Raw genomic sequence first — 12,797 nt, forward strand, 5'->3', positions numbered from 1 at the left:
AATGCATGTTCCTGTAATCGGGGTGTGTTATACAGGTGCAATTGTTCTTGCAATTTACATTATATTACAACAAGCTCCAACAGAATTGTAGAATTATCTCATGAGAAAGACGTAAATTACAACAATAAAACTGTAGGATATAAAATACAGTAATTTCCGTGGAGCTTGTTAAGTAATAAGTTACATTAAAATCAATAGGATTACTAGCTAAAAAACATCCAAAATACAAGAGTATATTTTGTGCAGATTGACACCTGCAGGTAAAATAGCTGAAAACACAAAAGGAAATAAAAAAATATATGAAAAATTAGTCAAAAAAAATACAACATAAAAATTGTAACAAATGATTGACTATATTCCAAATAAGTGCTATATTGGAATTATGAGAGACGTTAAATTACATGAATAATGTAATAATCAAGAAAGGAGGAATGTGTTTGAAGATCAAAAAGAAAAGGATTGCACTTGACTTTGATAACAAAGAAAAAATCGTACAGGTGGGAAAGGCGCTGTCTTCGGATATAAGACTTGATATCTTAAAGCTTTTGATTGATAAGTCGGCGAATATCAGTGAAATAGCAGCAACCTTCCAGCTTCCGCTGTCGTCTGCAGCGCTGCATGTTAAGGTATTGGAAGAAGCGGGTATGATCACGGCCACGGAGCAGCCGGGGCTGAGAGGAGCCCAGAAGGTATGCGGGATTGCGTTTGAGGATATTTATTTTAATGCATTCCGTCATAAGATGAACCGGGACAATACAAAGATTTATCATTTTCCCATGGGGATCGGTAACTACTATAACTGCGCGGTGAATGAGAACTGCGGAATCATCAGCGAACGCTCCTATCTGGGAGTGGAAGATTCACCCTACGGTTTTTATGCGGAGAACCGCCATGAAGCCCAGCTGATCTGGTTCATGTCCGGATACCTGGAATACCGTTTCCCTAATTATATGTTAAAGAAGGGCAAGATACAGGAATTATCCTTTTCTTTTGAGGTCTGTTCGGAGGCGCCGGGATATCAGAACGACTGGCCTTCCGATATCAGTGTATGGGTTAATGAGAGGGAGATTGCAACAATTTATTCAAAAGGAGATTTCGGAGGCAGGAGGGGGCATCTGAATCCGGATTGGTGGAGCGATACCATGACCCAGTACGGGGTACTGAAGAACGTGACCATCAACGGACAGGGCTGCTTTGAGGACCTGGTGAAAACGTCGGATGATACCATTGATACCCTTGGAATCTGTGACGGCTATTATATCAGCTTCAAGATCGGAGTAAAGCCCGATGCCAAGAATCTCGGGGGAATGAACCTGTTCGGGGAAAGGTTCGGCGATTTCGCCCAAGGCATTGTCATGAGTGTTCGGATGGACAGCAGCGGAGAAGAGGACGAACCTGAGACGGAGGAAGAATTTTAGAAAGTATGAATTTATGGAGGATTCGATGATTATGACGATTAGGCTTAAGAAATTGGTAAGCTGTCTGTTGGTTGTTGTATTGGCATTTACGATGCTGGCAGGCTGCAATAAGAGTGATACGAAGGATGCGAATAAACCGGGCACGGAAGCAACCAAGGCACCGGCACAGGATAAGAATGAAGACCCCGCCAAGCCTGCGGAGGCCAATCCCCTTGCTTCAGGGATCAGAGGAAATACCGCACCCAGCGAGGAAGAGAAGGCTATGGTAAATGATACACTGGAAGACAGCTATCTGGGAGATGTTTTTGATACGGTAATACCCAATGACTATTCCGCCTATCCCATGGACGCTACTCTGGATATTTGGATGCCCTCCAACTCCATTCTGGCTTCCGTATGCGATGATCTGAATAACCAGATGGTATTGGATCAGATGGAGAAGCTGACCGGAATTAAGGTTAACTTTATTGTTCCTCCCTTGGGAGAAGAAGCTACTAACTTTAACATGATGATAGCCTCCCAGGAGCTTCCTGATATTATTATTGATGCCGGAAGATATGTAGGCGGTATTGCAGCCGGTGTGGCAGAAGGCGCTTACCTTCCTTTAAATGATATTATTGAAGAAAAGATGCCTAACTATTCCGCATGGCGTAATTCCGATGAAGAAAGACGTGTGACCTCCGTATTGGATAACGGAACCATCGGTGCAGTGTACGGTCTTGCGCCCTATAATGAATGGTGCTGGTTCGGCATGCTGATCAAGCAGGAAGCTCTGGACAAAACAGGCATGGCGCCTCCGGAGACCATTGACGAATGGCATGATTTCCTGGTGGCCTGCAAGAAGGCGGGATACAACGAGCCTCTCAATTATGGTTCTACATACGGACAGATTTTTACCGGTATTATTAATGGTGCCTATGGTGTATGGGACTGGGTCTATGTGGATAAGGACGGCAAGGCGGCCTGGGGTCCCGCGGCACCCGGTGCAAAGGATTATCTTACCACAATGCGGCAGTGGTATGCAGAGGGTCTTCTGAACAAGGACTGGGCTACGGCAGACTTTAACCAGAGAATGGCAGAAGCAGCCTCCAGTGACTGTGCAGCTATGATGGATTCCCCGGATACCATGTGGGGATACTGGAAGCAGGATAATAATATCGATTTCGTAGGAGTATTAAACCCTGTATTAAAGAAGGGGGATAAGCCCCAGCAGACCTATAAGAACTTCAAGTCCACCGGAACAATCGCAGCCATTACCACACAGTGCGACAATCTGGACGCAGCCTGTGCCTTCCTTGATTTTGCCTATACCAAGAAGGGCTGGGAGCTTCTGAACTTTGGTTCTTACGGCGATGTACATCTGGTTGATGACAAGGGTATGCCTTATTTCCCGGAGGACGGACTGATGTATAATGATCCCGATCAGCAGCCCTTATCCAATCTGATCTGGAAATACCGCATCCATGTATTCTCCAATATCCGTGACGAGCATAATTCCAACCCTCTGATTACCGCAAAGGGCAGCTACTCCGGTGATATCCGTGAATACTGGACCAGCAATACCGATGATTCCGTGACTATGCCTCCTATAAGCTTTACCTCTGAGGAAAGCGCAAGAGAGGGCGAGCTTGGCACCATACTTTCTACCATGAGAAACGAATATTTTGCAAAGATTATTATGAATCAGCTCCCGGTCAGCGCCTATGACGAGTTCCTGGAGAAGGCAAAAGCCCAGGGCATGGACGAATTTGTCTCACTGTGGCAGTCCGCTTTGGACCGTTATAATGCAAGATAATTTATAATTCACAGGATTTTAGGGGAGAGCCTTCGGGCTGTTCATGATAACAGCCGGAGGCTCTCCTGCTAAATGGAGGTAGAAACAGGGGGGTGCCATTTTTGGGTAAGAGAAATGGGAAGGAAATTGTAAAAAGGAAAAACAGCTTGACGATGGGAATGGTGCGCAAGGATTTTAAAAAGAACTATTTTGCCTATCTGCTTATAATACCTGTTTTGGCCTGGTACATCATTTTCTGCTATGGGCCCATGTGGGGCATTGCCATAGCCTTTAAGAATTACAAGCCCCTGCTGGGCTTTGAAGCGAGCCAGTGGGTGGGCTTTAAGTATTTTGCGGAATTTTTCAGAGGACCTTTCTTCTTCAGGACAGTAAAAAATACGCTGATGTTAAATCTGTGGGGTCTGGCCTTTGGCTTTACCACGCCTATTCTGCTGGCGCTGCTGTTGAATGAGGTGCGGGGAAAGTTCTTTAAGAAGACGGTTCAGACCATTACCTATATGCCCCACTTTATTTCCCTGGTGGTCATTGCGGGTATTATTCATATCTTTACCCAGTCGGGAGGGGTTATTACCGAGCTTGTAAACTTTATCACAGGGACGGAGCATTCCTCCTTGCTGGGCTATTCCAATATGTTCCGGCCGATCTATACCTTCTCCGGCATCTGGCAGAATGTGGGCTGGGACAGTATTATCTATCTCTCCGCCATGAGCTCCATCGATCCGGGGCTGTATGAGGCGGCGGATATTGACGGAGCGGGACGTTTGAGAAAGATGTGGCATATTACTCTGCCGCAGATACGTCCTACTATCATTATTCTCTTCATATTTGCCGTGGGCGGTCTGATGGGCTCCGGCCATGAAAAGATTATTTTGCTGTATAATTCATTGACCTATGATACTGCCGATGTTATCGCATCCTATGTCTACCGGAGAGGCTTGCAGGAAGCAAGCTACGGCTTTGCCACAGCGGTGGGGCTTGTGAGTGCGGTGGTCAACTTCTTCCTGCTCTGGATGACCAATAGGGTTGCCAGGAAATACTCGGAGATCAGTATATGGTAAAGCGGGCAGGCTGCTTTTGCAGAGTGGATTTGGAACAAAGTGAGAAAGGCGTGATATTAATATGAAGAGTACAGCTTTAGGATATAGGGAAAAACACTCAATTGGCAGACGGAAATGGAGCAATGTGATCTTTAATCTGTTTAACTACGGAATTTTAACCGTGTTTACGCTGGCATGTCTCTATCCGATTCTGCATATTGTATTTGCTTCCGTCAGCGAGCCCAATGCACTGATGCAGCACAGGGGTCTGCTTTTAAAGCCCATTGGTTTTACTTTGAACGGATATAAGCTGATTTTTAAGGACAACAGTATTTTCACGGGCTTTCGCAACACGGGAGCCTATGTTTTGCTGGGAACGCTCATCAATATGCTGATGACGATAATGGGGGCCTACACACTTTCCAGAAAAGAGCTGCTGTGGAAGACGCCGATCATGCTTCTGATTACGGTAACGATGTTTTTCGGAGGGGGACTGATTCCCTGGTTCCTGCTGATGAAGCAAATCGGACTTTACAACAATCTTCTGGCCATGCTGCTTCCTACGGCGTTGAACACCTGGAATATGATTATCCTGCGCACGGGCTTTCAGGCGGTGCCCCAGGAATTGGAGGAAGCGGCGGTAATGGACGGGGCATCTCAGGCCAAGATCCTGCTGAGGGTCATCCTTCCTCTGTCAAAGCCTGTGCTTGCGGTAATTCTGCTGTATTATCTGGTGGGCAACTGGAATTCCTGGTTTAATGCCATGGTTCTTCTGAAGGACAGGGTGAAGTATCCCTTGCAGCTTCTCTTGAAGGAAATCCTGGTAACCAATGATTCCTCCACTGCAACGGTTGGAAGTGCGGGAGGAGTTTCTATCAACAGTGTGCAGGGAGCAACCGCTTACCGTGAGCTTGTGAAATATTGTGTTATTGTAGTTGCGACTGCTCCGATTTTGATGATATATCCATTTCTTCAAAGGTATTTTGTGAAGGGTGTGTATGTTGGGTCTATTAAAGGATGAAAGACGGCGTTCCTGCACGGTTCGATGCAGTTACAGGAAGCGGATGATGTTTTCTGTTAATGTATGCGCCAATATAATTATAGTAAGAGGCTTCCGTCTGTAAGGTCTTGAACAGGTGCGGAGCTTCTTTTCTATTAGAATAAAGTGTAAGAAAGGGAAAAGAAGGGAAAGAGAAGATAGGAATGTATTTAGATAGTTTAAATGAATGGACAATCGGCGGATATCATGATATTTTAGATTTAAAGTATATTATTTATAGAAGGAGATTGTGAAGAATACTATGAGGAAAGTCAAAATATCGTTACTTATCTCTGCGGTTTCCGTTATTATTTGCTTGGCAGGAATTATCGTTGCTGTAATGAACCTAAGATACTCAGCAGTTAACGGAACGCCGACAGGGAGTGCTCTTACTGTATTTTTGTGTATAATTGCCATCCTTTGCTCAAATTTAACTCTGTTCATAATAAATATAAATAAATACAAAACGGGGCGAAAAGACAAAAAGAAAAGATAAGGAGAAAAAATAGGGAGGATATCTTATGTGTGGCAGATATATGTTTATGTTGGAGAAGAATGATGAAATCATAGAGTTGCTGGAGCAGCTGGAAGCGGAAACCTATGAAAGAAAGGTTAAGACCGGAGAGATTCGTCCCACGGACCAGGCATTGATTTTGATTTCCACGGATCAGGGGATAATACCGGCAGCCGGGATATGGGGATTCCCCCAATTTAACGGAAAAGGCGTTCTCATTAATGCAAGATCGGAAACAGCCTTTGAGAAGAAGACCTTTCGGGATAGCATGATAGACCGCCGCTGTATCGTTCCCTCCACGGGCTTCTATGAGTGGGACGCTGGGAAGCGGCAATATCTATTTAACATGGAAGGGGATAAGGTGCTGTATCTGGCGGGACTTTATAACTTTTATAAGGGAGAGCTGCGTTATGTCGTCCTGACTACGGAGGCCAATGAATCCGTGAGGGAGATTCATGACCGGATGCCCGTGATAATACCCCGCCAGGAGATTACTGCCTGGCTGACGGATCAGCAGGCATCCGCCGAGCTTATGAGAAGGACTCCTCCGCAGCTGGCGAAGACCGTCAAGAGCTCCGGGAAAGGGACTGGAAGGGGGAACTACGGCCAACAATACCGGATGGATTTGTGGCCCTGAGAATCAGGCAAGGATGCTATTTGCAGTTCTTCATCCGGTTTTCACATGCCTCATAATAGGTGTCATCTATCTCAATACCGATAAAACGGCGTTTCATTTCTACGGCAGCCACTCCGGTGGAGGCGACGCCCATGAACATATCCAATACCAGGTCATTCTCGTTGCTGGCGATTTTGATGATCTGCTTCAGCACCGAGAGGGGCTTCTGGGTGGGATGCTTGGGATTCTTCAAGCGTTCGCTGCCCATGCAGATAGGGCTCTCAATGAAATTATGCATCTCGTTCTGCTTGGAGAAATTCCAGGTATGTCCCTTGTTCCACATGCATACAATCAGCTCACAGCTGTTTAAGAAGGAAGATTTGCGAATGTTGGGAACCGGGTTTGTCTTATGCCACACCATGAACTGGAAGGTATCGAATTCATTGTCGAAGACCTCATGCCATTTGCCGATCAGGTTATAGCTGGTGAAGATAAAGATGTTGCCGGTGGGGGACAGCACCCGTTTGAATTCATCCAGGAAGTCAATGGGAGTGAGCTCTTTCAAGTCCCATTTAGCCACGTCGTTGTTGATCTCGCTCCTCCAATCGAATTTCATATTGCCGGTGGAATATTTGGCCAGGTTATAGGGGGGATCGCAGAGGATGAGATCGATACTTCCATCCGGGATTTCCTTTAACTTCTCCATGCAATCACCGTGCATCAGCAGGTATTTATCTATGGTACTTACGTCTATCATAAGGGGTTCTCCTCTCGTTTCTATGGGAAGTAAATATAGTGAATGCATGAAATCAAACAGAAATCGTACCGCCTGTATTCAGGAATGAAAGTATAGCTGCTTGATCCGGTCCAGGGCGGACTTCATGTATTCGGCGCTGATGCGGTATTGGTCGGAGATAATCCGGTAGCCGTCGGGATCATCGCATACAAAGTTCCAGTAAGCTTTGCCGATCAGCAGCTCTTCGTCCGCAAAGAAGGTCTGAACCCGTTCCTGCCGCCAGGGGGTATCCTCGCCGAATTTGTTATAGGCGGTGGCGAAGTAAATACGGACGGTTTCGTCATTGCGCAGGGAATTGCGGAGGATGAAGAACTCGTTCAGAAGGGCGATTTTCTCCGATTTGGCCTTCTTATTATCCAGATCGCCGCCGGCTTTTAATTCAATTAAATAATGGCAGCCCTTCTCCTCGTCATAGAAATAATTATCTGTCTCATGGGAGGTGAGGTAACTGGTGAGGTTGGAGGGAATCAAGCAGTTGAAATTCATGTAATCCTCCACCCTTGGCCGGGCATCCCGTTTCTCATAAGCGGTCATGAGAAAGTCAATGTGCTGGGTCTGCTGGGGGAGGAGATAGGATTCGATCCTTCCCCGGACCGTGTAAGAGATTCTGGCAATGGCATTCCCCATGTTCTCCAGCACCTTGCCGAAGGAGCTGTCGAAGGAGCGGACGAAGGCGGAGTAAAACATGAATTCCTCGCCCAGCTGGGATATAAAAGCGTTGTTTTTCTTGGCGTTGATAACTCCCTGGGGATCATCTACCTCTTGGCGGTAGCGGCTTTCCATGGTATCAACAAATTGCCGTATATGATAATCTGTAATGTCTCTGATCAATTGTTCCTTTTCTATGTTCATGGAAGGACTCCTTTGTTATGTACGAGCGGGTATAACATCTGCGGATTAGGAAACAAGAGCCATGTCTTTTCGTTCACGATGCATTCACTTACGTTGGCTATGGCATTGATTCTGGCAAGCGTGATCAGCACCGGACCCGTCATGGACTAATCTGCTCATCCTGGATATTATAACATGTATTTTCATATCGGGGAAGGGATATATGAACAAATTTTCGTGTATGAGAAATTTGGGTAGAGGATAAAAGAAGCGGATTATTCTTGAGGTTGAATCCTTTACAGATCTGACCTCTACAAAAATTTGACAGTAAAAAATTATGTATTATGATAGTTCTAATCTATTTGGGGAAATGGAGCCTGTTTTATGAAAATTGAAAATCCGGTAATAGGTATTTTATTAATTATAATGATATATATGGGGTTGGGGATACTGTACGGGAAATTGATGCGTTTCATGGGAGGATTTATTCATAGTCTGATACAAAAGATTAGAAGCAGTCTGAAATGAAATGCTGTGATCCCGTAAAATGAGAGGATATACGAGGAATGGGACTAAAAAAATCTGCCCCCGGAAACGAATGGACTAAGCTTTGTTTCCAGGGGCAGGAGTGATTCGGGTATATGATACACAACTAATTTACCGGTATTTCTTCTCCATCTTTATGACCAGCTGCTCATAATAATTCTTTGTATCTTTTTCCAATGCAGCCTTCTCGAATTCCGCAGTATCCTGGTTGACCTGATTGATAATGTCGGGAGAGAGCTGACGCTGGGCGAAGGTATAGACTACGGTATCTTCCTTCTCAATATGGCGTTTCAGCAGATGAGTATAGCTTACGGCATTGGCGATAACGTCCAGGCGGCTTTCTTCCTCTCCGCCCTTTACCCGGGCCAGGGCTTCCCTTAATTCCTGTATGAAAAGGCGGCCGGAATCATGCTCTACCAGCATGCCGTGGGTAATTAATTTATTTCCCAGGGCGCCGAGATGGGTGACCATTTCGTGGAAGAGTATCTTCTCCTCCTTGCCATGGTGGTGGGCATCGGCATAGCTTCGGATAAAGTCGATCATCTGGTCAAAATCCTCGTAATTGATCTCTTCTCCTTTCAGAATGCCGTAGCAGGCTTTGCGGACAACTGCAAGCATGCGGAGTATATATTGATGTTCTTCCATCATAAGTTTAATGCTATCCATGGTTTACCTCCTGTTTTCTAATTTTCTAAAGGATGCAGGTGTTTTCTTAAGCGGCATAAATCCGGTAAGTGACCGCATCGGTTTTTTCAAAGGAGTAGTAGAACTCCCTCAGAAAGCCTCTCATCCAAGCTTCTCTTAGTTCATAATAATCTGCAATATTACCGCCCAGCTCCTCCCAATAAGGAGAGTGGACGCAGAGCTTTCTAATCCAGACAGCCTCCGTGCTGTTTTGGGAAACCAGCTGGTTGGCGCGGTCACAGGGCATGCCGTCCAGAAGCTGATCCGACAGCAGGGTGTAGATATGGCTGGGGCTTGGCTGTTCTTCGGCTTTACGGACGATCTTTGCCTGGTTATTGCCGGCTTCCCACAGGAGCTGGAGAAGCTGCTCCCGGAGCTGGGGAGCTATTTCTAATAATGTGGTCACGGTGTAAGCATATTTATATTCAACCTGGGAGACGCGCTCCTGCAGCCACCCGTGGATATTGCCCAGGTCAATCATTTTATCCAGGGGCTGATTGATATATTCACCATAGCGGGAGTCGCATTCCGCCCGGAGATCCCGTCCGTATGAATCACCCAGCGGATAGAGCCTGTCCGTGATATCTTGCTGAATATTAATTTTATTGTAGAGCCAATAATGAATTGGGCCTAAAAATGCACTCATGTTCAAAACCTCTTTTCTATTGATGTAAATAATGTAAAATAAAGAATCCAACTAAGTATTACAAGGAATATATATAATAAAAGTAATGAATATTGTTTTGGTACCAGTTAAGTATAGTATAGACAGAACAAGAAGACTGTAGCCAAAGCTACAAATAAAAAAGGAAATCAGAGAGCAGCAGAGCAATAGATGCAATCAGGCAACCTATGGGCTCTATGGGAGCCTTCGGTTGCCTGATCTATCTATCATTATTTAGGAGAGGGTGGGCATGATCTTATCATACATGGTGCCGATACATTAATCATGGTACTTATCCGCTTTAAAATGCTAACCTGCAAATATTTTACCTATTATGCAGTGAATAACTTAATGTCGTCCTCTACCGTTCCAATTCCGGCAATACCAAAGGTTTCAACGAGAACCTTTGCCACATTAGGAGAAAGGAAGGCCGGCAGTGTGGGCCCTAAGTGGATGTTCTTCACGCCTAAGTAGAGAAGGGCAAGGAGAACGATAACGGCTTTCTGCTCATACCATGCGATATTGAAAGCAATCGGGAGCTCGTTGATATCCTGAAGCTCAAATACCTCCTTCAGCTTGAGGGCAATGAGAGCCAGGGAGTAGGAGTCGTTACACTGACCCGCGTCAAGCACTCTCGGAATACCGTTGATATCACCCAGATTTAGCTTATTGTATTTGTACTTTGCGCAGCCTGCGGTCAAGATTACCGTATCCTTAGGCAGTGCCTGTGCAAATTCGGTGTAATAATTTCTGGACTTCTGACGTCCGTCACAGCCAGCCATAACAAAGAATTTCTTAATAGCGCCGGACTTGATGGCACCAACTACCTGGTCAGCCAGAGCAAGCACCTGGTTGTGAGCGAAGCCGCCGATGATCTCACCCTTCTCGATCTGGGTAGGTGCAGCGCAAGTCTTGGCCAGTTCAATGATCTCTGAGAAGTCCTTATTGCCGTTCTCATCCTTTTCAATATGAGCACAGCCGCTTACGCCGGATGCTCCGGTGGTGAAAAGTCTGCCTTTATAGGAAGCGGCCGGGGGAACCACACAGTTGGTTGTCATCAGGATCGGTCCGTTAAAGCTCTCGAACTCTTCCTTCTGCTTCCACCAGGCATTGCCGTAATTGCCTACAAAGTTGGAGTATTTCTTGAAAGCAGGGTAGTAGTGGGCGGGAAGCATCTCGGAATGGGTATAAACATCCACGCCGGTTCCCTGAGTCTGCTCTAACAGTTGTTCCAGATCCCTCAGATCATGACCGGAGATCAGGATACCAGGGTTGGTTCCTACGCCGATATTAACCTTGGTAATCTCAGGATTGCCGTAGGTGCTGGTGTTGGCGGTGTCAAGGAGCGCCATACCGTCCACACCGAATTTGCCTGTCTCCAGGGTAAGAGCAACCAGATCATCTGCGCCTAAGGTATCGTCCAGAGTTGCGGCAAGAGCCTTCTGCATAAATGCGCAAACCTCTGCGCTGTCATGCTCTAATTCGTTGGCATGCTTTAAATAAGCAGCCAGACCCTTTAATCCATAGGTGATCAGCTCACGAAGGCTTCTTACGTCTTCATTTTCGGTGGCAAGAACTCCGACAGTAGTGCTCTTGGCATCTAATTCTTCTCTTGTGGAGCCCTTCCATAAAGCTGCTTCCGGCAGAACGGAGCGATCAGCCACCTTGCTTAAAAGAGCTTCCTTCCGATCCAGGGTCTCTAATACTCTCTTATAGAAAACCTCGTTATCAAAATTTGCGTTTGTAATGGTAGTGAACAGGTTAATCGTCACATAGTGGTCGATCTCAGCCGGGATTGCTTCCCCCTGCGCTCTGAGAGCAGTCGTAACTGCGCTTAAGCCCTTAGTCACATAGATTAATAAATCCTGCATTCTGGCAAGATCGGGAGTCTTACCGCAAACGCCTGAAATAGTACAGCCGCTGCAATTGGCTGTCTCCTGACATTGATAACAAAACATTTTGTTCGCCATTTAATACCTCTCCTTTTATAAATATGATTATGAAAAACATTTGGTTTTTTGCATCATCTTACTGCATTGATTTTTAAGAACAAGTTGAGTATAATACAAATACAGAAAAGAAAATGTAGCTACGGCTACAAAATGAAAAAACTATTCATTCTGCACATAAATTTCTGCACATAGATTTGAGAAAGAAGGGTTGCCATGGAGAATGATCAAGAGGTGTTAAAAAAATGCGCTCTGTTCCGAAGGATTGAAGAAAAGAATCTGGGATCGCTGATTCAGTGCTTGGGAGCCCAGGTCAAAAGCTTCCAGGCGGAGGATTATATTTTCTTTGCCGGGGATGAGATCAACCACATCGGAATCGTGCTGTCGGGTGTGGTCGAGGTTATGAAGGAAAGCCTGGCAGGCAACCGGCATATCGTGGCGTTTCTGGGATCGGCTGACCTGTTTGCGGAGGGAATCGTCTGCACGCTGCGGCGCATCTCCCCGGTAACGGTGCGAGTTAAGGAAAGTGCCAGAATCATGCTGATACCCTATGAGAGGGTAATCAAATCCTGCGGAAACAGCTGCAGCTTTCACATTGACTTAATCCAGAATATGATGGTGGTTCTGGGGGAGAAGAATGTGAATCTGAACCGGAAGCTGGAGCTGCTGACTTTAAAGGGAATGAGGGAAAAGATTGCCGGATACCTGCTGAATGAAGCGGCAGAGCGGGGAGCCGGGATGTTTCAGATTATGTTAAACCGTACGGAGCTGGCGGATTATCTCAATGTAGCCAGAACCTCCATGTGCCGCGAGCTGGCCCGGATGAAGGACGAAGGACTGATCGACTTTTACGGTAACAGCTTTAAGATTATGAATAAGGAAGAGCTGGCCCGGTGCCTGGAGTAGGG

General features: G+C 45.9%; 11 protein-coding genes. 6 read left to right on the forward strand and 5 right to left on the reverse strand.

The genetic code is table 11. The features are described from left to right. Positions 1–437: 437 nt before the first annotated feature. From HNQ56_RS17205 to HNQ56_RS17225, 5 genes are all read left to right on the forward strand, one after another. Positions 438–1,418: an ArsR/SmtB family transcription factor gene (locus HNQ56_RS17205; RefSeq protein WP_429148793.1), complete on the forward strand. Its 981-nt coding sequence runs from the start codon at positions 438–440 to the stop codon at positions 1,416–1,418. 25 nt (positions 1,419–1,443) lie between these two features. Beyond that, on the forward strand, positions 1,444–3,213 hold the full coding sequence (locus tag HNQ56_RS17210) for an extracellular solute-binding protein (RefSeq protein WP_429148795.1): 1,770 nt from the start codon (positions 1,444–1,446) through the stop codon (positions 3,211–3,213). 101 nt (positions 3,214–3,314) lie between these two features. Then, positions 3,315–4,271 (forward strand): ABC transporter permease, encoded by a 957-nt coding sequence (locus HNQ56_RS17215; protein ID WP_429148796.1) that lies wholly within the window; start codon positions 3,315–3,317, stop codon positions 4,269–4,271. Between the two features lie 61 nt (positions 4,272–4,332). Beyond that, positions 4,333–5,271 carry a carbohydrate ABC transporter permease gene (locus tag HNQ56_RS17220; protein WP_429148798.1) on the forward strand — a complete coding sequence of 313 codons (939 nt, stop codon included), beginning with the start codon at positions 4,333–4,335 and terminating at the stop codon, positions 5,269–5,271. A 539-nt stretch (positions 5,272–5,810) separates the two neighbouring features. Then, a complete protein-coding gene (locus HNQ56_RS17225) occupies positions 5,811–6,440 on the forward strand; it encodes an SOS response-associated peptidase (RefSeq protein WP_429148800.1) in 630 nt (209 codons plus the stop codon). Positions 6,441–6,456: 16 nt separating this feature from the next. Here the strand turns inward: HNQ56_RS17225 and HNQ56_RS17230 are convergent, their stop codons facing one another. From HNQ56_RS17230 to hcp, 5 genes are all read right to left on the reverse strand, one after another. Next, on the reverse strand, positions 6,457–7,176 hold the full coding sequence (locus tag HNQ56_RS17230) for a DNA-methyltransferase (RefSeq protein WP_429148802.1): 720 nt from the start codon (positions 7,174–7,176) through the stop codon (positions 6,457–6,459). 78 nt (positions 7,177–7,254) lie between these two features. Further along, the gene (locus tag HNQ56_RS17235) at positions 7,255–8,067 is read right to left on the reverse strand and encodes a TdeIII family type II restriction endonuclease (protein WP_429148804.1); all 813 of its coding nucleotides are present in this window, start codon (positions 8,065–8,067) and stop codon (positions 7,255–7,257) included. A gap of 636 nt (positions 8,068–8,703) precedes the next feature. Continuing rightward, a complete protein-coding gene (locus tag HNQ56_RS17240; RefSeq protein WP_429148806.1) occupies positions 8,704–9,258 on the reverse strand; it encodes a hemerythrin domain-containing protein in 555 nt (184 codons plus the stop codon). Between the two features lie 46 nt (positions 9,259–9,304). Further along, positions 9,305–9,922 (reverse strand): hypothetical protein, encoded by a 618-nt coding sequence (locus HNQ56_RS17245; protein WP_429148808.1) that lies wholly within the window; start codon positions 9,920–9,922, stop codon positions 9,305–9,307. Between the two features lie 350 nt (positions 9,923–10,272). After that, positions 10,273–11,910, reverse strand: coding sequence for a hydroxylamine reductase (hcp, locus tag HNQ56_RS17250; RefSeq protein WP_429148810.1), 1,638 nt, complete (start codon positions 11,908–11,910; stop codon positions 10,273–10,275). Positions 11,911–12,105: 195 nt separating this feature from the next. Between hcp and HNQ56_RS17255 the strand changes: the two genes are divergently transcribed. Then, positions 12,106–12,795, forward strand: coding sequence for a Crp/Fnr family transcriptional regulator (locus HNQ56_RS17255; RefSeq protein WP_429148811.1), 690 nt, complete (start codon positions 12,106–12,108; stop codon positions 12,793–12,795). Positions 12,796–12,797: the final 2 nt, after the last annotated feature.

The sequence above is a fragment of the Anaerotaenia torta genome (genome assembly GCF_050433395.1).
In the GTDB taxonomy this organism is placed as follows: Bacteria; Bacillota; Clostridia; order Lachnospirales; family Lachnospiraceae; genus Mobilitalea; species Mobilitalea torta.

Coding starts and splice junctions, on each gene's coding strand:
- HNQ56_RS17210 (WP_429148795.1), top strand. CDS start 1,444: ATGATTATGACGATTAGGCTTAAGAAATTGGTAAGCTGTCTGTTGGTT.
- HNQ56_RS17220 (WP_429148798.1), top strand. CDS start 4,333: ATGAAGAGTACAGCTTTAGGATATAGGGAAAAACACTCAATTGGCAGA.
- HNQ56_RS17225 (WP_429148800.1), top strand. CDS start 5,811: ATGTGTGGCAGATATATGTTTATGTTGGAGAAGAATGATGAAATCATA.
- HNQ56_RS17230 (WP_429148802.1), bottom strand. CDS start 7,176: ATGATAGACGTAAGTACCATAGATAAATACCTGCTGATGCACGGTGAT.
- HNQ56_RS17235 (WP_429148804.1), bottom strand. CDS start 8,067: ATGAACATAGAAAAGGAACAATTGATCAGAGACATTACAGATTATCAT.
- HNQ56_RS17240 (WP_429148806.1), bottom strand. CDS start 9,258: ATGGATAGCATTAAACTTATGATGGAAGAACATCAATATATACTCCGC.
- HNQ56_RS17245 (WP_429148808.1), bottom strand. CDS start 9,922: ATGAGTGCATTTTTAGGCCCAATTCATTATTGGCTCTACAATAAAATT.
- hcp (WP_429148810.1), bottom strand. CDS start 11,910: ATGGCGAACAAAATGTTTTGTTATCAATGTCAGGAGACAGCCAATTGC.
- HNQ56_RS17255 (WP_429148811.1), top strand. CDS start 12,106: ATGGAGAATGATCAAGAGGTGTTAAAAAAATGCGCTCTGTTCCGAAGG.